The organism is Labrys okinawensis, from assembly GCF_047345005.1.
Classification (GTDB): Bacteria; Pseudomonadota; Alphaproteobacteria; order Rhizobiales; family Labraceae; genus Labrys; species Labrys okinawensis.
This window is the reverse complement of record NZ_CP178864.1, coordinates 6,388,883-6,407,740: the sequence shown is the minus strand read 5'-3', so window position 1 is coordinate 6,407,740 and position 18,858 is coordinate 6,388,883. Positions and strand designations below refer to the sequence as shown.

Sequence of the window (18,858 nt, the reverse complement as noted above, 5' to 3'; positions counted from 1 at the left end):
ACAGAATGTTGTCAGTAGGGCAGGCTTATGCTGCCTCCCATCGGTCCCAGACCGTTGCGCGAGCGTGAGGCAGCAGCATGTCCAGCATCGAATTTCAGGACGATCCGTGGGGCAGGCGTTGGTGTCAGGCACCCCTGCGGCGTGGAGGCTCTCCTGGTGGTAAGACCGGCCGCCTTCGCGTCAGCCGGGGCACGCTGGCTGGTGTAGTCTCGATGGTAATGGCGGCGCTGCTCTTCGCGTTAGGCGCAAGTGCGGCGCGCTTTGCTTCCCAGGGGCTCGATGCCTTCGCCCTGGTCTTCTGGACCAATCTATGCTGCTTCCTCTTCATGGCTCTCTGGGTCGCGATGCGACGCCCGGCGGGCGGTCTCGTCACGCAACGCATCGGCCTGCACCTGCTGCGCTCGGTCTTCACCTATGCCGCGTTGCTCACCTATTTCTATGCCATCGCCCGTATTCCATTCGCCAATGCCGTGGTGCTGCAATCACTCGGCCCTGTCTTCGTGCCGGTGCTGGTCCTGTTCGCACTTCGCCGCCTTGCCGAGCGACGGGTCTGGCTTGGCGTGCTGATCGGCTTTGCCGGCGTGGCGCTGATCGTGCGGCCTGCGGGCCTCAGCCTCTCTTTCGGCGAGATCGCGGCCGTGCTGGCCGCCCTGGGTGGTGCCGCGGCAACGCTGGTCATCTGGTCGCTGTCGACGAGCGAGCCGGCACAGCGCCAGATGTTCTATTTTTCGCTTTTCGCCCTGCTCCTCTCGGCTTTCCCACTGCCCTGGAGCTGGCAGGCGCCGGGTGTGGACCAGATCCTGCCTATCGCCCTCACCGCGGCGTTCACCATCGCCGGCCAATATTTCTACGCTCGGGCTTTCGCACTGGCACCCGGCGAAAAGGTGAATAGCTGGAGCTACATGGCCATCGTCTTTGCTGCCTTGATCGGGTTCTTCGCCTGGGGTGAACCCATCCTGCCCCTCACTGTGCTCGGCGCCGCCCTTGTGGTCGTGGGCGCTCATCTCGCCACGAGGGAGCGCGCGCTCCGACTTTTGATCTAACCAGGTAATGTTCTCTCGCAACGCAAAAAAGGCCCCTCCGGCCCGCAGGCCGGAGGGATACTCTATCTCACTCGCTCACCGCGCCCGTGCCATCATCATGGCGTTGAGCATGCCCTTCAGCTCTGAGAGGGCACGGGCGTTGGCAGCGGCCTTATCGTCGAGGTCAGCGAGGCGGGTGATGATTTCCTCGCTGATGCGGGGGATGTCCTTGTTCACATCCTTCACATGCTGAGCGAACGCGTCGGAGAGGGCGTCCATCTTGTCGTCGAGATCCTCCACTGCGCCAGGCAGATTGGCATGGGCGACGGCGGGGCGGTTCTGGCGGCGGCCATAGATCAAGGCGCCTAGGCCGCTCAGCGTGGCGGTGATCAGGCCGGCCGCGCCGGCCCAGAGGATCTGGCTATCCCACCACATGGCGCGCCGCCTCCTTCCTGCCGGCCAGCTTGCGGCGTGCGATCAGCGATTTCGCCGCATCCGCCCCGCAGCGGGCGCAGGCGAGCAGCGAGAACGCGATGATCACGCCGTAGAGCGACAGGCTCGTCACAGCGCCCGACAGCGCAATGCCGGCAAACAAATAGCCCCACACGCCCGAGCCGAGGATGGCACAGGCCAGGCGTATCCAAGGCGTGCCGCCCGGCCAGCTACCGTTCACCTTCAGCCCGGCGGTCCACAGCATACCGACACAGGCCATGCCGGCGCCGAGCGGATCTTCCGGGATGCCCTGGCCGGAATAGCCGGCAAAGAAGGGCGTGAGGAAGGCGTTCGGCAGGAGCACGATTGTAAGGCCGAGGGCGAGGAGGAGCGTCGCCAGCAGCCATTCGATGTCACGGTTGCGGCTCATCGGCGGTTTCCCCGAATGCTCATGGCGCCACCACCTTGGGGGAGGGCTGAGCCTCGGCGGCGGCCCGGCTGGTCATCACCACCTTGATGACGTCGGGCAGCGCGGCGACCCTGAGCGCGGAGGAGAGGAGCGATGATGGCGTCGAGCTGTCGGATGCGTTCAAGGACTTCCTCATCGCTCAATTGGCGTTCCTCGCCGAGCTTGACCTCCTTGGGCAGGAGGCCAGCCACGGTGTTGACATAGGTGGCCGGCGCCTTGTCGCGCAGCGCCGCGATGGTGGCGGTGCCGTGCCTCAGGAAATCGGCCTGCAAGGCGGCGAGAAAGGCCTCGCCCAGCCGGTTGCGCGAGCCCCTGGGCCGTCCGGCTGGATTGCCGGACGCGCCCTTGCGAAAGCGGGTTGTGGACTGGCCGGTTACATCTTCCCCTTGATGGGGAGGGGCGGACGAAGTCCGGCGTGGGGTGGGAAGCGCCATCTTCGCCGGAAGGGTGTCGCAGGTGTTCGTCTTCTGAGAAGCTTGTGCCGGGTCACCCCACCCCGACGCTTCACGTCGATCCTCCCCATCAAGGGGAGGGTGTGAATGCGTCGGGGACATCCTGGACCGGACGCGCTTGGGCGCGTCCGGCTTCTCGGCCAACGATTTCGAGGCTTTGGGTTTTGTCGCCTTGGGTTTCGTTATCTTGGGCTTCGTCACTTTGGGCTTCGTCACTTTGGGTTTCGTCGCCCGGCGCTTCGCTGGGTTGGGCTTGACTGTCTCAGCCACGTGCAAGGCCCTCGGGCCGTTCGACCCAGCCGGCGATCACGAAATCCGGCTGGCCGCCGGGTTCGGCCGCCGCCAGCACCACAACCGGCAGCTTGTCGGGATTGTCGAGCCGGCTCGCAAGGAACTCGTCATGCAGGGCATCGATGGCAGCGATGAAGAGGCCGGAGGTGGAGGAGAGCTCGCGTACATCCCCGCCATGGCGCTCGGAGAGCTGCAACATGAGGCGCACGCCGCGCTTGAATTGCGGGCCCGGCGCCTCCGGCCAGTCCTGCCCCAGCGGGAAGAGGCGCATGTCCGGCCGCGTGCCATGGCCGAAGGCCATCCAGCCGACCTCGATCGCCTCCATGTCGAACACGGCGGCGAAATTGTCGGTGATGTCGGTGGCGCCGACACCGCGCGCCGAGCGGTCAATGCGCAGGAACTGCCCCTCGCGGGCATGATACTTCACGATGGGCAGCTGCACGGCGGCAGGCCTGTAGTCGAAACCGAGAGCCATGGAAACGTCCTGGAACTGGGAAGGGAAAAGCGCGGGACGCGCAGGAGATGCCCTCGCCGTGGAAGGCGAAGAGCCGCTGATCCAGACCGGCCGGAGTGACCCGGAGCCCAAAAAGCAAAACCCGCCGCGGGAGCGCCGGGCGGGTGACAGGGATGCGATGGGCCGATGCAGGGGGCAGGCAAAGCGCCGCCCCCGGGAATCAAAAAGCCCGAAGCGGGAAGCTCCGGGCACAACAATCCACGGTGGATATGTGACGTTTATGCCAGGGCCGGCACGGGGCGTCAACGAAAGGGAATGGGACGCAAGAGCGGGCTGGGGAGTGCGGGGGAGAGAGGCGGAATTCATGAGCCGCAACAGTATGTTGGGCAGGTTGACACTACAACCTGCCCATCGCGTCGCGCCGCCGCGGGGGTCGGTACGAATTCTCGACCCCACGGCATAGCGAGAATAGTGCCACACCGCGGGGGGCAATGATCGCACGCGGAAAGGCATGGCATTTGTCGCCGACGTTGGGCAGGTTCGTGCAAGGCCAAATTGCCTTGCCTAGCCGCTGTTTTTTCTCTCAGGAAGAAGTCGAAATGCGCCTGGTTTTCATCGTTGTCGCTGTCCTTATCCTTATTCTTCCAGCTCGTGCTGCCAATGTCGGCTTCGAGGAGATCGAGATATCCAATGGCAACGATCGTCCGCTAGCAGGCGGCATCTGGTACCCCACAGAGGCGCCGGCAACCGAGCATCGTGTCGGGAGCTTCAAGCAGATTGTTGCACAGGGAGCATCAATCCTCGGGCAACGCCTTCCGCTGGTCGTGTTTTCGCATGGGGGAGGCGGCTCGTTCGAAAGCAATTACGATACCGCGTGGGCACTGGCTCACAATGGCTTCGTGGTTGCCGCAATCTCTCATGCGGGCGATACCTACGACGACCAAAGCCAGGTCCTGCATCTCTGGCGCCGCCCTGCCCAGCTACATCGGCTGATCTCTTATATGCTGGAGGAATGGCCGGGACGCGACCGGTTGGACGGCAATCATATTGGCGCGTTTGGTTTCTCCAATGGTGGCTTCACCGTCCTCGTGGCAGCCGGTGGCGTGCCGGATCTCGATAAGATGAAACCTTACTGCCAGGCGCACCCCGACCATGACCTTTGCCAATCATTGAGGCAGGCTGGAATTGATCTGCGCCTGGGCACCAATGTTCCGGGGGACGCGTGGATTCCGGACAAGCGGATCAAGGCTCTGGTGGTTGCCGCTCCAGCGTTTGGCTTCACCTTCAGCCCGGCGGGCCTTGCGGCTGTTCATGTTCCGATCCAGCTTTGGCGCGCCGCCAATGATAGCCACCAGCCAGCTCCCTATTACGATGAGGCCGTACGTCTGGCTCTACCCCGGCCGCCCGAGTATCACGTTGTCGCCAACGCCGGCCACTACGATTTCCTGCCGCCCTGCGGCCCGCACCTGGCCAAGATGGCACCCCTCATTTGTATGGATCCCGCGAGCTTCGATCGCGAGGCGTTCCATACCGAGTTTAACTCTGAAGTGGTGCGGTTCTTCGCGGCCAATCTGCAATAGCCGGATCGCCAGCAGCGACGGAGGCCTCGGGCGCTGTCAGGTCAAATAGCCAAAGGGGACCAAGCCCAATCCCTTTCGCTTTACATGCCCAGGCGAGCCGTCGGCAGCCTGATGGTTATGGTTAGCCCTTGGCCGGTCCATTCATAGTCGAGGCTGCCGCCGAACTGCTTCGTCACGGTGGTTTCGATCAGGGTTGTCCCGAAGCCGCCAGTCCCCGGCTTTGATGCCTCGTTCGTGCAAAACCGTTCCACCCAGTTGACCACGACCTCATCCAGCTCGTCGCGCCAGGTGACGGCAATGCAACCTTCCCCCTGCAAGGCGCCGTATTTCAGGGCGTTGGTCGCGAGTTCGTAGAAGAGAAGGGCGATGCCGTTGATCGAGCGCTCGCCGCAGGCCACATGTGGCCCGTCGATGGCAACGCGCAGCATGGCGCCGGAGCTGTCCCGGTAGGGTGCCAGGATCGCTTCCAGGATGCCGCCGAGATCGGCGGGCAGCGAGACGGAACCGGTCCGGCTCAAATCCCGCCTCACCAGCGCATTCGCGCGCGCCAGAGCGTGCAGGCGGCCGACGAGAGCCCGCTCCATCTCGGCTGGTGTGGCCGCTTGCCGGGCACTCAACCGGATGAGCCCATCGGTGATGGCGAAAAGATTGTTGAGCCGATGCCCCATCTCGCGGGCGACGAGGGCCTGCTGGTCGAGCGCTTCCGTCAGCCTGTCGCGGCCCTTGATGAGCTCGATGGCAATGCCCACGAAGGCGGCGATCTCGACGATCGCCCGGGCGTGTCCGCCATGGAAATGGCCTTCTCTGGCCGCGACGATCCACAGCGTGCCCGTAGGCGCCTGGCTGCCCAGATAGAGAGGAACCAGCAGGACTTCCGGAACCACGATCCCGGCCTCGGCAATCCAGGCGTAGAACCGCTCGGGGTGGCGGGCGAGCACGGTCGCGTTCTGGTCCATCGTCGTTCCGCAGAGGCTGTCGTCGCGCTGCGTCTCGGCCCCCTCGAAGGCCGTGAGTTCGCCCTGCAGGTAACACCAGCGAAAGGTCTTCGCATCCTCGCTGTCCAGGAGGCTCAATCCGGCCGAGACTCCGCCGGTGATCGCCAGGGCGTGCTGGACGAAACGCGGCAGCACCTGGTCGGGCGCGTTGGCCATCTGATAGGCGAGGTCCAGCAGGGTCGCCTTTTCGCGGGTCGGATCCGAGAGCCCGACGGGCCGGGTCAACAATTCCCGCGTGATGTAAACCCGATCGCTATCGGGCTCGGCGGGATCGAGATCACCCATGCTTTTTCTTTCGCAGATCGAGAGCAAGTGACCCTCACGCAGGTATGACGATGCATCGGCCTCTTCGCAGATGGAACGCGGGTGGGGGTTGCCACGTTACGGACCAGCCCCGGAGGCGAGTTATGTTCGTGAGTAACACAAGCCCGATCGGTTCGTCGGTCCACTTGTGGACAGTTCGGCTGAGGAATTGAGAGGTGAATTGATGAGCCCACCCATTGAAGACGAGCTCATGCAGAACCGGCTTTTGGCACAGCTGCGCGATGACGACCGCGCTCGCCTCCTGCCTCACTTCTTCAAATTCGATCTCAAGGCCAACGACGTGCTGCAGAAGGCCGGCGAGGATGTGCAGCACACCTGGTTTCCCTGCGCATCGTCGATGGCGGCTTTCAGCATTTGGGTCGATGACGACGGTCATGGCGTCGAAGTCGGTCTTATCGGCAGCGAAGGAGCCGTAGGAGGCATCGTATCGAACGGCCACGTCCCCGCTTATGCCACGGCGCTCGTTCGCGCACCCGGCAAGTTCCTTCGCATCAAGACCACCGCGCTGGAACAGGCCAAGCTCGACTCGATCGCCCTCCGACACTGGTTCTCGCGCTATTCGGACTGCCTGCTGGCCCAGATCTTCCAGACGGCAGCATGCAATGCGACCCATACGATATCTCAGCGCACGGCCAAGTGGCTGCTTGCCGCCGTAGCCCGGACGAAAGGCAACCAGATCGAGATGACCCAGGAACAGCTTGCGCAGCTGCTCGGCGTGGGACGGACCTTCGTCACGCGCGTCGTGCAGGGTCTCAGAAGCGAAGGGCTGGTCTCAACACGCCGAGGCGTCTTCATCATCGAGGACGAAGATGCGTTACGCCTGCGATCATGCGCCTGCACATCCCAGATCGAGGACCATTTCGATACGGTACTGCATGGGATCTACCCGATCGATTAAGCCTGGGAGGCCTTCCTTCGCCGTAAGCTGGCCTGATCTCACCCGTAAGGCATCTCAATGAAGCGTGCCGCCACCTGCCCGTCACCGCCATAGGCGAGAGCGCACAACAGCGAACGGAAAAGGCGGCCTCGTTCGTGGCGGGAGATGGTGCGGTCGATTTCCAAGGTACCAGTACCGGCACCTATGGCAGCGCCATCGAGGAAAAGGCTGAGAGCTGCGGGACCAGCGCCGGCGTGCGCGCAGGCCCGTCCCCGCACCGCTACCGAACCGTCGGCGTTGAGAACCGCCTGCGCCGACAGCTCGATCCCGATCGGCCCGACGCTTTTCGGCAGCTGCGGCCGGAAACAAGGCGCTTCGAGCGCCAGTGCGGGCGTGAACGCCGGCGACACTCGCCGATGGCTGGCTCGTTCATAGTCATGGGCCGCATTCAAAAGCGCGAAGTCCATCCAGGCGGGGCCGCAAAAGGTGATGCTCACCGGCATGGCGGTGTCGTCCATGACCCCCATAGGCACCGAGACCGATGGAATCCCGAGGTGCCGCATCACATGGTTCATGTTGGAAAAGACCGTGCCGTTGGTCCAGGCATGGTCGGAAGACAGCTGGTCTGTCTCGGCGTCGGCACGCGAAATATCGCAATTGGCCGGAAACGCCACGAGGTCGAGCCCCTCGCGTGCCAGCCATTCCTCGAACAGTATGTGTCGCGCGCGCTCGAGGCCGCGCAGGATAGCGGCCAGTTGCGGGAACTCCGCCAGGGGACGACCTGGACTGCTCCTGGCGTATTTGATGATCCGGTCGTAGCGGAACTCGTCCCGTCCTTCATGCGCACTCGCACGGCGGCGCGGATCCATCGCGTCCGCAGGGTCGGGATGGATCATTTCCGGCGGTGTCTCCGCGAGCCTTTCTCCGTCCGATGGGCCGTTCAGGCGCAGGAATTGCTTCCAACAACTTGCGACCAGATCGCCTATCTCGGTCGAGTCCCAGTCCTCGGGGACGAAGCCGTTGCTGGCAAGTGTTCCCGCCCCAGCGCGGTCGCCTTCATATTCCGAGACGACGGGGAACTCGACGTGGATGATTTCGGCCCCAAGTGCCGCGAGTTGCGCCTCTGCCTCTTCCCAAAGGCGCCGAATGCTGTCCCGCAATACGATTGGCCGGCGTGCTTCGGTGTCCCGGCCCACATACATTTTCGGCACGCCGATGCGCTTGCCGCGAAGGCCACCGTCCGTCAGCGCCTCCGTCGGGTCCCGCGCCCAGGCCTTGGATGCGCCGGGGATCTCGACATGAGTTTGTTCGCGCCACAAGTCGCCTTCGCGCACCGGGTCGGGCTTTGCAATTTCACGGATTACCAGAGCAAGATCCGCAAGGCTGCGCGCGTAGGGCACGACCACGTCGCGCAACGCAAATAACGGCCAGTTGCCCCGGATCGAAACCGTGCCCCGTGATGGCGTATACGCAGCAAGCCCGTTGTTCGAGGCGGGCGAGCGGCCGGAAGATACGGTTTCCTCGGCCAGTCCGATAGGAGCAAAACCGGCGGCCACCGCCACTCCCGATCCGATCGAGGACCCCGAATGCCAGGCGGCCGCAAGATAGTCCGGATTATGGGGGCTCGATGTCTTGCCATAGAGGCTGCGCTGGCCACCGCCGATGGCCATCGGGGGCATATTTGTCTTGCCGATCACCAGGGCTCCTGCCTCGCGTAGACGGGCCACCGACGCTGCATCGTCGGATGCGACGAGATCCGCGAAAGCGGGCGAGCCGGCGGCGACCGTCAGTCCCGCGACTTTGAAACTGTCCTTCACCACGAGGGGAATACCGTGCAAGGACCCTCGAAGCCGGCCGGCCCGGCGCTCGGCATCCAGATATCCAGCCTCCTCGAACATCCCCGGATTAAGGATGGACACGGCATTGAGTGCCACGCCCCTCCGATCGTAGCTGCAGATCCGGTTCAGGCAAAGGACGGTAAGCTCGACTGCCGTCAGACACCCTTCTTCCATCAGCCTGGTCAGGTCAGCTATGTCGAGGTCGACAAGGTCTTTGTCTTTCATGGCGCATTTTCGGTGCGAGAAGCGTCCTGCGATCAATATGGGACCGGCCGGCTAGGTAGCTGAGGGAAGGACTTGGCTACCCGGAGATTGATAAGATTGTCGCCAGCCGGACAGTCTCCCCCCAAGTGGTGAACACGAATTCGAACATTGTCAACCATATTGATGTTTGTTTGGGTTCGAATTTCGCTCAGTATTCGTTTGATTCTGTTTGTATCACCCAATCGCCAACTGAATGCGCCGAATACGTCGAACCGGTCCCACATTGGAGTGCCTCGGGTCGCACCGGCGATACGCTGTGAGAAAGCCTATCCAATCTTCAATGCATCAGGCAATATAAGCAGACTATAGCGCTATTCCTGCTTAAATATAACGCTCTGCTTCAAAAGTAAGGATGGTCCTGGCGATGGAAAAACGTGATGTTCCAGGCGTCCATCGCTACGATGCCCCGGCGGGCGGATGGGGCGCGTTGCGGGCAACCGCCAGGGCCGTTGCCGAGCAGATGCATGTCGCCGAGGCGCCGCTGCTGCTGTTACGCACGAACAAGCCGGATGGCTTTGACTGCCCGGGCTGCGCCTGGCCGGACAAGGATCATACCTCCACCTTCCAGTTCTGCGAGAACGGGGCCAAGGCCGTCACCTGGGAGGCGACGAAGAAACGCGTCACCCCCGAATTCTTCGCCGAGCACACGGTCACGGAATTGCTCCAGCAGAGCGATTACGAACTGGAGAACCACGGCCGCATCACCCACCCGATGGCTTACGATCGGGCAAGCGACACCTATAAGCCGGTCGAATGGGACGACGCATTCGCTCGAATTGGAAAGGTGTTGCGCGGTCTGCCGGATCCCGACATGGCGGAGTTCTACACTTCCGGCCGCGCTTCGAACGAGGCGGCGTTCCTGTTCAACATCTTCGCCCGCGAATTCGGCACAAACAATTTCCCCGACTGCTCCAACATGTGCCACGAGGCGACCAGCGTCGGCCTTCCACAGGCGATCGGCATCGGCAAGGGCACCGTCTCGCTCGAGGACTTCGACCATTGCGACCTGATCATCGCGATGGGCCACAATCCCGGCACCAACCATCCCCGCATGATGGGCACGCTGCATGAATGCGCGCGGCGGGGCGTGCCGATCATCGTCTTCAATCCGCTGAAGGAACGAGCGCTGGAGCGCTTCGCCGATCCGCAAAACCCCATCGAGATGGCGAGTTTCAGCGCCACTCCAATCGCCTCGACCTACTACCAGGTTAAGGTAGGCGGCGATGCGGCCGCGCTGAAGGGCATCATGAAGGCCATCATCGCCCGCGCCGATGCAGGCGAGAGCGTGCTCGACCGCGACTTCATCGCCGCCCACACCAACGGGTTCGATGCCTTCGCCGAGGATCTGCGACAGGCGCCATGGGAGGCAATCGAGGCCGCCAGCGGCTTGGTCCGCAGCGCGCTCGAGGGGGTGTCGGATGCCTATATCCGATCGAACGCCACGATCGTCAGCTATGGCATGGGCATTACCCAGCATGAGAAGGGCACGCAAAATGTACAGCAGATCGCGGCTCTGCTGTTGCTGCGCGGAAATTACGGCAAGCCCGGCGCTGGAATCTGCCCCCTGCGCGGTCATTCCAACGTGCAGGGCAACCGCACGGTCGGCATCACCGAGAAGCCCAATCCGCTGATGTTCGCCAATATGGAGAAAGCCTTCGGCTTCCGCCCGCCACCAGGCCACGGCCATGACGCGGTCAAGGCGATGCAGGCGATGGTGGATGGAAGGGCCAAGGTGCTGGTTTCCCTGGGCGGCAATTTCTCGGTTGCGATGCCCGACGCCGACCTGAGCTACCAGGGCATGCGCAACCTGGACCTGGTGGTGCATCTGAACACCAAGCTGAACCGTTCCCACCTTCTGATCGGCAAGCAATCGATCATTCTGCCCGTTCTTGGCCGTACGGAGCGGGACATGCAGGCGACCGGCGCGCAATCGATCACGGTCGAGGATTCGATGTCTATGGTGCATGCCTCCCGTGGCAAGCTGGAGCCGGCTTCGGAGCACTTGCGCTCAGAACCCGCGATCATCGCCGGCATCGCCATGGCGACCCTGCCCGCCAGCAAGGTCGATTGGCGAGGTCTGATTGCCGATTACGACCGGATCCGCGACAAGATCGAGGCGGTGTACCCCGACTTCCGCGACTACAACACCCGCATCCGCCACCCGGGCGGCTTTCGTCTGCCACTGGGCCCGACCGAGCGGGTTTGGCATACCAAGTCCGGCAAGGCCGAGTTCATCGCCTTCGTCGGGCTGGAGGAAGACCCGTCGCTGGCCGGGGCGGATGTGCTGAAGCTCGCCACACTGCGCAGCCATGACCAGTATAATACCACCGTCTATGGCCTCGATGACCGCTACCGTGGCGTGTTCGGCCGGCGCGACGTGTTGTTCATCAGCGAGCGGGATCTGGCGGCGCAGAACCTGGAGCACGGCGATCTGGTGGAGATCATCTCCGCCATCCCGGGCCAGGAGCACAGGCGCATCCGTCTGACGGCGATCGCGCATGACATCGCCCCGGGCTCAATCGGCGCCTATTACCCCGAAGCGAACAATCTCTGCCCACTGACCTACCAGGACCCCCAGAGCGGTACGCCGTCATATAAGTCCTTGCCAGTAAGGCTCCGAAAGGTCGCGTAATCATCGAACGGGGCCGATGCTATAAAAGTCGCTCAACCGGCACACAATGAAGAAGGGCTCGAAAAGATCGAGCCCTTTTCCTAACTCTGTTTGATCAGATCAGAAGCTGCGCTTTAGACGCAAACCCACCTGCCACACATTGGCATCGACACTTTTCTTGATGACGTCGGTATCGGTGGCGCTATCCAGGACGAGAGCATTCTTGGCCGATACACGGGTATAGGAAACCTCACCGCCCAAAGTGAGTCCTTTGACGATCGTATAGGTCAGATTGCCCGCAACGGTGAATTCCCGAATCTTGAAGTCCACGGGAGCATCGGTGGTCGTGTTGTAGAGGGCGTCGCTGTAAGATGTGTCGATATAGCTGCCCACCAACGCTGCGACCAGGTCGGGCGTAACGTTTGCGCCGAGTTCGGCCACAATCGAGAAGCCCTTGCCACGGGTAAAGTTGCCGAGAGCGCCAGTGGTGTCGTATTTTTCAAACTGGTCTGCTGCTCCGAGTACGGAATTGCCCGCGCCCAGGTAATCGGTGGCGCCATCGGCATACTGGCCTTCCACGACGAAGTGGCCGCCGTCAATTGCCGGTATCTTGATCAAGATTGTGCCGCCGGCAGCAAATCCATAGGTGCTCCCATATGGGGCGGTGGTCCCGCCGCTACGAACCTGGTGACCCGCTGCCTGAACTGCAACCGAACCCCAATTGCCGTCGTAACGCAGTTGTCCAACCACATCGGGAACCTGCTGGCCGCCAGCCGTGTAGCTGTTGAGGGCAAGGCCTGACCGATGGTCGCGACCGTCCTCGATCGAAAGCGTGGCGCTGAGGCCACCGCCGAACTGGGCGGTGTAGGCGAGCAGGTTCACGGTGTTCGATTCGGCGTAGTAGGGCGCCCAAATGGTGTCGCCGTATTCGTTATCGTAGAAGCCGAAGAAGGAATGGGCGTAACCAGCCGTCAGGCCGCCGAACTGGATGAAGGCCTTGTCAACCGAGAAGGAATTGGTCGTGCCCGTGCCGGTGCGGCTGGCGGTACGGCCGGAGGCGTTGATCTGGAAGTAGGAACGCAGCAGACCGTAATCGGTCTGGGTGCGGGCATCGAACCAGATACGGCCCTGGGTGCCGAAGGCGCTGCGGTTGTCGTTGCGGTTGAATTTGGTCTTGGTCAGCACGTTACCGGACATGCTGAGGGAGTCCCCGCCGAATGCGCGATAGTCGGCGCGGATTTCGCCCCCGATCTTGAGGCAGGTGTCGCTGCCGGGGATGTAGAAGAAGCCGGGGCCGAAGGTCGAGCAGACCTTCACATACTCAACGGCTTCGCCCTTGGTCATGGGCAGATCGGCGGCCTGCGCAGTGCCGATGACGGCGATACCTGCAGCGGCGCCGAGAAGCAATCGCTCGAATCTCATGTTTTGTCTCCTGACAAGTGCCTGTACGTTTTAATTAAGCTCGGTCGTTTCGTTCTCGAGCTTTATTGACCCCGGGGTTTCGTCGAGGCAGGTTTATGAGACCTCTCAGACCTGCCCGTGCCTAAAATTGGTCAGATTTTAAACTGAGTGGCAAGATTGCTTCTCAATGATACTGAGATATCGACATTGTTTGTCCGCACGTGTGGCCAATCTGTCACAAGTATATCATTTATTATAAATTATATTAGAATTTATACATATTATATTTATATCTATATTATGGATCTCGAAAATTGACGGAGATCTATTGAATGCGGAAAAGTCCCACTGGCGGGGCATCGAGTCCTCGCTTCCGCCCATGCCAATCAGTCTGATTGTCGCGGCGGTGCCGGAGATTCCGTTGGCCGACGTAGTCTCAGGGACGTGCCGGGCTTGAAATGGATTGACGGCGACGGATGTGCCTTTTATACTTTGTGGGAAATTTACCCACAAATCGCAGTCTGACTTGTCGCCGCTGCCGAAAGTCCCTGGCGAGGGCACCAACCAACCAACCGTTCTCGATCAGGCAGAAGCGTCGAGGCGTGATTGAACGAGGCCGTTATTGACCAAGATCCACTTGCTCGTCGTTGAAGACAATTGGGAAGTTCGCGCCCATCTGGCGGGCTCAATCACGAACAATGGCCATGCGTGCGATCGCAGCATGATAGCCGCCCCCATGGCCGACAAGAAAAACATCGTCGACTTCGTCTCTCTGGATGTCAGCCGTCCCAGCGAGCGCGTGCGCAGACTCTACCTCAGGCTGCGCGAAGCCAGTCACGAAGCCAGTCATGGAGAAAGCGAGGCCCTTCGCATGCCGGCCGCCGAAAGCGGCCAAACAACTCCCCCGGTGGAGAGCTTCGAAGAGGTGGTCCCTCAGCCACTCGATCTGGCTGATTTGGTCAGACATATTCAAACCGCCTTGCAGCAGAATGTCGTGGAGATGGTTTCAGGCACCAGGCAAGAGCCCGACATTGAAGGAGCATGGCGGTTTTGCGACCATGCCTTCTATCCTTCTCGCCGCTATCTGCGATCGCCCTCTGGCGCCCGAATATCCCTAACCTGCGCCGAGGCCGATCTTTTGACAGCTCTGTGCCGGAATGCCCGAAAGGTGGTCTCCCGCGAGGAATTGATAACATTCATCCACGGAACGGCTGTGGACGTTCCCAAAAGGTCGATCGACATCCTGATCAGCCGTTTGCGGCGCAAGCTTTCGACGGAAGACCCACTTGCCGACTTCATTCGGACGATCAGGACGGGGGGCTATATTTTCCAGCCTCAAACGGAGTACGGTTGAATTCACGCAACGATTTCGCCGAAATGTGCGCCAGGACGCCGGATCGCCTGCGAGATATCTCGAGCCTGTCACCTTGTTGGCATGGTCCACGCAAACATGCCGTTTCGATTGCTTGAAGCAAGGCTCGTCTACACGCAGTTGCCCATCGCCCCAACGCCTTGTTTTGACGCGCCTTTACAATTCTTGTCGATTCCATCACATCGCGAGGCTCCATAGCTCCACGGTGGAAGCCATTTGCTTCAATCGCGCAAACGCAACCGTACTCTTCGCCACGCTTGCTTCATTATTGACAGGATGTATCATCGCATCTATATTTGTGTAGAATTTTCCCACACATCTCTCTGGTCAGCAAACGCACCTTGTTCGAATTTTGTGAGCAGAGTGCCGCTACGGCACCCAAGGACCGGAGGCTGCCAATTTCCAATCCGCGCATGACGCTGCCGCCGAGGCATCATTGCCGTACAGGGCCGAACGGCTATATGCCGGTGTCCATGCGATGATATGGTGAGATATGGAAAAGGGTCGGGAATTTATACTGCCGGATGCCCAGCGTGTGCATGGACCCTTGGCGAGGCTCCTTAGACCTCTTGTCCGGATGTTGGTGCGCAGTGGTGTGACTTTCCCCCATCTGTGTGAGCTCCTGCGCGAACTTTACATCAATGTAGCGGAGCACGATTTTGGCCTGGCCGATAAGAAGCAGACAGACAGTCGCGTCAGTCTGCTGACGGGAATCCATCGCAAGGAGGTTCGCAGGCTTCGAGGTGCTGGCGCGCCCGTGCATGTCGTTCCTGCATCTGTCTCAAGTACAAGTGCCATTCTGGCTCGCTGGCTCGCCGCTCCGGAATTCACGGATGAGCATGGCAATCCCCTGATCCTGCCACGGACGGCCGCGGGGACAGAGCCCTCGTTCGATCGCCTCGTCTCCTCGGTGACGAAAGACGTGCGGCCGCGCGCCGTTCTCGACGAATGGCTTAACCGCGAACTCGTTTCGATCGGCTCGGATGATCGTATAGCACTGCTCGATAGTGCCCTTATCCCGCGCGGCGGCGATGATCAACAGCTCTACTATTTTGGACGCAATCTGCACGACCACATCGCAGCGGCCGTGGCAAATGTGTCCTCTCCCGTTCCCCTATTCTTCGAGCGTGCCGTTCACTACGACGCCATTTCCGCAGACATCGCGAAGCTGCTCGAGGAGAAGTCGAAAGCAATTGCGAAGGTGGCTCTCAACAAGGCCAATCGGGATGCCTATGCGGCTGCGGGAGACAAGGAGAGCGGCGATTGGCGCTGGACCTTCGGCATCTACATTTACTCGGAGCCGGCAAGCTACGATATGCAAAGAGCGCAGCTTTCGGAGCCAGCCTCCAAAAGGAGTGACTCATGAGCCGCGCATCACCGATCACGCGTCGGCGGCTGGGGCACCTCCTGGCAAGCCTTGTTGCGACGATTGTTTCACGCGCAAAGGGCGAAGAACCGGAAACACCGACGCAGATCGAGCATCCACCTCGTAACGCCAAGGAGAAAGGTCTCCGCGACCGTGGCATCGGCGGCACCGGCGTCATTGGAACGATTCGGGGCTTTGGCAGTATTGTCGTCAACAACCTTCATGTTTCCTATCCCGATGATGTGCCGGTCTTCATAGACGGCCAGCGCGCCAAGGTGTCGTCTTTGCGGCTGGGCCAGATTGTGCAGGTCCTGGCCCATGGCCATCGAGACCGGCTGGTCGCCTCGCATATCGAGGTGACCAGCGAGGTTGTCGGCCCCGTTCAATCCGTGAATGGGTCCGAAATGCTTGTCTTGGGCCAGAGGATACAGATCGCTTCAAGCTTGAGGGAGGCAAACATACGCGCCGGCGACGTCGTTGCTGTGTTCGGGTTGAGACGTTTGGACGGAATGATTGTCGCGAGCAGAATCGAGCATCGGCCGGGCGCCAGGTTTAGCGTAGCCGGCCCCCTGATGATCGACGCAACGGGCCAACAGCAGATCGGGGGCCTGCTCATCAAGGGCAGCAATCCCGAGTGGAAAGGCACCCGCGTCATTGCAAAGGGGCATCTTGCCGCGAACATGTTCCACCTCGATTCCAGCCGGCAGGACTTGCTCTTGCTCGCCGACCCGCGCCTCTCACGCATCATCCTGGAGAGTTATGTCGAGAATTCCTCATCCCGGATAATGTTCGGATTCGGTTTCCAGCTTCCTGCGGCGCGTACTCGCATCAATCCACGAGAGCTTGAAGGGGCGGCCGTCGTCGCGACCTTTGGCAGAATTGCAGGCGGTGGTCTGGAATTGCATGGCGCCAGCATCGATGGAACCCGCCCATCGCCACCTTCCTCTCCTCTCAAAGCACCGCCACCGCAAATGCCCGGCAACCTGCCTGGCCTGAATATGCCCAATGGCACCAATGGACCAGGTGGCAGCCCGCCGTCAGGCGGTCCCCCCAACTCGGGCGGTCCGCCATCAAACCATTGAGGCCGCCCGCGATCCTGCGGCCTCGCTTCCTGCGGTGATCCGCTGATGCGGACCTCCATGTGTGAGAGAGGATGGCGGCCAAAGCAATCGAGCCTAAAGCCCAACGCCTTTGCAAAGCATATATACAGAATGTCAAAAGTTTTTTACAGCATCTGTCTTTATAATATTCAAAATACAATGCTTCAGACTTTATATATTGTAGCGTTATTTGAATCTATTCCGAGATATATTCACGCATATACGACTATAGCCCTATTTTTGACACTATTGGGTGAGAGAAACGCAGCGTTCAATATCCTCCAAGACATTGAACATCATTGCCTGCAAGAAGTTCGCGAGACCCATTGCCAAGGCCCCGCTCCACGCTGTCCAGACCGGCTCCGGCGGCGTGGAGCATCGGCGGTGATGGCTTGCAGTTGAGCTCGCCGTAATCCGGCGAGCGCCATTGCGATCGCGTTGTTAACGGGACCAATGACCACAGGATGGATTGCCCAATAAAATCGCTCGCCAGAATGACTAACGACACCGGCGATATGCCTCATATTACCATTTTGGCTGAGAAATTGCTTTTCCGCCAGTGTCTACAGGCGTGCCTAAGTCATGCGATTCCTGATATGGACGTAAGTGGCTACAGTACTCTAGATGAATGGATAAATACGGGTGGAATGGCTGATATAATTATCGTTATACAGTCAGAAATCAGAAATATAGGTACGACAAGTTTTGAAGCGACTGGAAAAATGCGGAGCCTGGCGCCTAGCGGTCAAGTCATCGTCATTAGCGATGTAGGATCTGCTCAGGAAATCTCCGAGGCGCTGGGAGTTGGTGCAAATGGAATTATTCCAACATCATCAAGTATTGATGCCATACTTCTGGCCGTAAAATTGTTGCGTAGAGGAGGGCAGCTCGTATCATCGAGGCAACCTTCGGCAAGTGCTGCTGAAAATTACAAGAAAAGCAAACGATCGAGACTTGCCGGCGTAAATCTTACGCCGGCGCAACTGAGAATCGTGCGGGAAATGCAGAAGGGGTCGTCGAATAGAAAAATCGCCTCCGATCTAAGTATGAGCGAAAATACCGTAAAGGTTCATATTCGACATATTTTTCAAAGGCTGAATGCAAATAATCGGACGGAGGTGGTGCTAAAGACGCATAACTTTTTTACGCCGCTTGTCGAATAGTTACATCGTCTGCCTTTAACTTAAGAACTCCAATAGCCGTCACTTCGTGAGCTTCTGTGCAGCCAAAGAGGCGACGGATTTGATGTGTTCGATGCTGGCCTCATACGCGCCGTCCCCATCGTGAGTTGCGATGGCAGTCAGAATAGCTCTCATTTCCGCGATGGCGTTGGGGCCGCGTCCCGGCTCGGAGATCGTCAAGGCTCGCAAGTGGTTAATTCTCATATTTAGGGACTGGACAATAGACCAGGCAACTTCCTTGCCCGCCATGTGAAACAGAGCCTCGTAGAAATCATTGGTGCCCTTAAGTACCAAACTCGAGCTACCACTGGCGAAAGCCAACTCATTTCGATCAATACATGCCGCTAAGCGCGCTACGCCATCGGGGGTGGCAATCAGCGCGTAGGATCGCGCTGCCTCCCCTTCCAGCAATCCCCGGATCTCGTAGATTTGCGCTGCCTTGACCGGATCCGGCCTGGCCACGGCAGGACCTTGCTGGGGCAAATTGTCGACAAGCCCCTCCGTCTCAAGATGGCGCAGCACTTCCCTCACAACGGTGCGACTAACCCCCAGTCGGTCACAAAGCGTGCGTTCGACCAATCGCTCACCTGGCTTGAAGCGACCTTCCAATATCGCGTCTCGCATTTTTTCGAGCGTCAGCTCTCGCAATGTCTTGCCCGGCCGCTCAATCCGCATGTCCTCGAAGGAATCCGTGTCTTCCGGATGGAGGGTCATCTTTTTGCTGGCAGTCATGGGACGTTTCCGGTTGCAGCAGCCGTTGGATCACATCGTCGCAGCGAATGGAAGCTGAATTGACATGATCGTAATATGGTATACCATCATACACAGA

16 protein-coding genes are annotated in these 18,858 nt (G+C 60.2%); 8 read left to right on the top strand and 8 right to left on the bottom strand.

From position 1 onward, the window contains the following. Positions 1-77: 77 nt before the first annotated feature. Positions 78-1,043 (top strand): DMT family transporter, encoded by a 966-nt coding sequence (locus ACMDCR_RS29765; protein WP_413990072.1) that lies wholly within the window; start codon positions 78-80, stop codon positions 1,041-1,043. Between the two features lie 75 nt (positions 1,044-1,118). On the opposite strand, the gene ACMDCR_RS29760 is transcribed toward ACMDCR_RS29765, so the two are convergent. The 4 genes from ACMDCR_RS29760 to ACMDCR_RS29745 form a co-directional block, all read right to left on the bottom strand. Beyond that, complete coding sequence (locus tag ACMDCR_RS29760) at positions 1,119-1,457, bottom strand: hypothetical protein (protein ID WP_413990071.1); 339 nt, start codon at positions 1,455-1,457, stop codon at positions 1,119-1,121. Continuing rightward, on the bottom strand, positions 1,444-1,884 hold the full coding sequence (locus ACMDCR_RS29755; protein WP_413990070.1) for a hypothetical protein: 441 nt from the start codon (positions 1,882-1,884) through the stop codon (positions 1,444-1,446). Before ACMDCR_RS29755 ends, ACMDCR_RS29760 begins: the two co-directional genes overlap by 14 nt. Further along, positions 1,881-2,357 carry a DUF5681 domain-containing protein gene (locus tag ACMDCR_RS29750; protein WP_413990069.1) on the bottom strand — a complete coding sequence of 159 codons (477 nt, stop codon included), beginning with the start codon at positions 2,355-2,357 and terminating at the stop codon, positions 1,881-1,883. Before ACMDCR_RS29750 ends, ACMDCR_RS29755 begins: the two co-directional genes overlap by 4 nt. Before the next feature lie 280 nt (positions 2,358-2,637). Further along, positions 2,638-3,141: a hypothetical protein gene (locus ACMDCR_RS29745; RefSeq protein ID WP_413990068.1), complete on the bottom strand. Its 504-nt coding sequence runs from the start codon at positions 3,139-3,141 to the stop codon at positions 2,638-2,640. A 470-nt stretch (positions 3,142-3,611) separates the two neighbouring features. Here ACMDCR_RS29745 and ACMDCR_RS29740 point away from each other — a divergent pair, with 470 nt between their 5' ends. Beyond that, positions 3,612-4,700, top strand: a complete 1,089-nt coding sequence (locus ACMDCR_RS29740; RefSeq protein WP_413990067.1) for an alpha/beta hydrolase family protein — start codon at positions 3,612-3,614, stop codon at positions 4,698-4,700. An 80-nt stretch (positions 4,701-4,780) separates the two neighbouring features. Here ACMDCR_RS29740 and ACMDCR_RS29735 read toward each other — a convergent pair whose 3' ends face one another. After that, a complete protein-coding gene (locus ACMDCR_RS29735) occupies positions 4,781-5,980 on the bottom strand; it encodes an HWE histidine kinase domain-containing protein (RefSeq protein ID WP_413990066.1) in 1,200 nt (399 codons plus the stop codon). 202 nt (positions 5,981-6,182) lie between these two features. Between ACMDCR_RS29735 and ACMDCR_RS29730 the strand changes: the two genes are divergently transcribed. After that, positions 6,183-6,917, top strand: a complete 735-nt coding sequence (locus ACMDCR_RS29730) for a Crp/Fnr family transcriptional regulator (protein ID WP_413990065.1) — start codon at positions 6,183-6,185, stop codon at positions 6,915-6,917. Between the two features lie 38 nt (positions 6,918-6,955). Here ACMDCR_RS29730 and ACMDCR_RS29725 read toward each other — a convergent pair whose 3' ends face one another. Beyond that, complete coding sequence (locus tag ACMDCR_RS29725; RefSeq protein ID WP_413990064.1) at positions 6,956-8,959, bottom strand: amidase; 2,004 nt, start codon at positions 8,957-8,959, stop codon at positions 6,956-6,958. A gap of 403 nt (positions 8,960-9,362) precedes the next feature. Here ACMDCR_RS29725 and ACMDCR_RS29720 point away from each other — a divergent pair, with 403 nt between their 5' ends. Continuing rightward, positions 9,363-11,630 (top strand): FdhF/YdeP family oxidoreductase, encoded by a 2,268-nt coding sequence (locus ACMDCR_RS29720; RefSeq protein ID WP_413990063.1) that lies wholly within the window; start codon positions 9,363-9,365, stop codon positions 11,628-11,630. A gap of 99 nt (positions 11,631-11,729) precedes the next feature. Here the strand turns inward: ACMDCR_RS29720 and ACMDCR_RS29715 are convergent, their stop codons facing one another. Next, positions 11,730-13,031: a porin gene (locus ACMDCR_RS29715; protein ID WP_413990062.1), complete on the bottom strand. Its 1,302-nt coding sequence runs from the start codon at positions 13,029-13,031 to the stop codon at positions 11,730-11,732. Positions 13,032-13,632: 601 nt separating this feature from the next. Between ACMDCR_RS29715 and ACMDCR_RS29710 the strand changes: the two genes are divergently transcribed. The 4 genes from ACMDCR_RS29710 (at position 13,633) to ACMDCR_RS29695 (ending at position 18,011) form a co-directional block, all read left to right on the top strand. Further along, on the top strand, positions 13,633-14,364 hold the full coding sequence (locus ACMDCR_RS29710; protein WP_413990061.1) for a winged helix-turn-helix domain-containing protein: 732 nt from the start codon (positions 13,633-13,635) through the stop codon (positions 14,362-14,364). Between the two features lie 511 nt (positions 14,365-14,875). Continuing rightward, positions 14,876-15,748, top strand: coding sequence for a DUF6502 family protein (locus ACMDCR_RS29705; RefSeq protein ID WP_413990060.1), 873 nt, complete (start codon positions 14,876-14,878; stop codon positions 15,746-15,748). Next, entirely contained in the window at positions 15,745-16,830 is a 1,086-nt protein-coding gene (locus ACMDCR_RS29700) for a DUF5666 domain-containing protein (RefSeq protein ID WP_413990059.1), read from the top strand. The genes ACMDCR_RS29705 and ACMDCR_RS29700 overlap by 4 nt, the downstream gene beginning before the upstream one ends. Positions 16,831-17,342: 512 nt before the next feature. After that, entirely contained in the window at positions 17,343-18,011 is a 669-nt protein-coding gene (locus ACMDCR_RS29695) for a DNA-binding response regulator (RefSeq protein WP_413990058.1), read from the top strand. 39 nt (positions 18,012-18,050) lie between these two features. Here ACMDCR_RS29695 and ACMDCR_RS29690 read toward each other — a convergent pair whose 3' ends face one another. After that, a complete protein-coding gene (locus tag ACMDCR_RS29690) occupies positions 18,051-18,761 on the bottom strand; it encodes a GntR family transcriptional regulator (protein ID WP_413990057.1) in 711 nt (236 codons plus the stop codon). Positions 18,762-18,858 lie beyond the last annotated feature (97 nt).

Excerpts from the sequence above, each read along its gene's own strand:
- ACMDCR_RS29765 (WP_413990072.1), top strand. The coding sequence starts at position 78 with ATGTCCAGCATCGAATTTCAGGACGATCCGTGGGGCAGGCGTTGGTGT.
- ACMDCR_RS29760 (WP_413990071.1), bottom strand. The coding sequence starts at position 1,457 with ATGTGGTGGGATAGCCAGATCCTCTGGGCCGGCGCGGCCGGCCTGATC.
- ACMDCR_RS29755 (WP_413990070.1), bottom strand. The coding sequence starts at position 1,884 with ATGAGCCGCAACCGTGACATCGAATGGCTGCTGGCGACGCTCCTCCTC.
- ACMDCR_RS29750 (WP_413990069.1), bottom strand. The coding sequence starts at position 2,357 with ATGGCGCTTCCCACCCCACGCCGGACTTCGTCCGCCCCTCCCCATCAA.
- ACMDCR_RS29745 (WP_413990068.1), bottom strand. The coding sequence starts at position 3,141 with ATGGCTCTCGGTTTCGACTACAGGCCTGCCGCCGTGCAGCTGCCCATC.
- ACMDCR_RS29740 (WP_413990067.1), top strand. The coding sequence starts at position 3,612 with ATGATCGCACGCGGAAAGGCATGGCATTTGTCGCCGACGTTGGGCAGG.
- ACMDCR_RS29735 (WP_413990066.1), bottom strand. The coding sequence starts at position 5,980 with ATGGGTGATCTCGATCCCGCCGAGCCCGATAGCGATCGGGTTTACATC.
- ACMDCR_RS29730 (WP_413990065.1), top strand. The coding sequence starts at position 6,183 with ATGAGCCCACCCATTGAAGACGAGCTCATGCAGAACCGGCTTTTGGCA.
- ACMDCR_RS29725 (WP_413990064.1), bottom strand. The coding sequence starts at position 8,959 with ATGAAAGACAAAGACCTTGTCGACCTCGACATAGCTGACCTGACCAGG.
- ACMDCR_RS29720 (WP_413990063.1), top strand. The coding sequence starts at position 9,363 with ATGGAAAAACGTGATGTTCCAGGCGTCCATCGCTACGATGCCCCGGCG.
- ACMDCR_RS29715 (WP_413990062.1), bottom strand. The coding sequence starts at position 13,031 with ATGAGATTCGAGCGATTGCTTCTCGGCGCCGCTGCAGGTATCGCCGTC.
- ACMDCR_RS29705 (WP_413990060.1), top strand. The coding sequence starts at position 14,876 with ATGGAAAAGGGTCGGGAATTTATACTGCCGGATGCCCAGCGTGTGCAT.
- ACMDCR_RS29700 (WP_413990059.1), top strand. The coding sequence starts at position 15,745 with ATGAGCCGCGCATCACCGATCACGCGTCGGCGGCTGGGGCACCTCCTG.
- ACMDCR_RS29695 (WP_413990058.1), top strand. The coding sequence starts at position 17,343 with ATGACTAACGACACCGGCGATATGCCTCATATTACCATTTTGGCTGAG.
- ACMDCR_RS29690 (WP_413990057.1), bottom strand. The coding sequence starts at position 18,761 with ATGACTGCCAGCAAAAAGATGACCCTCCATCCGGAAGACACGGATTCC.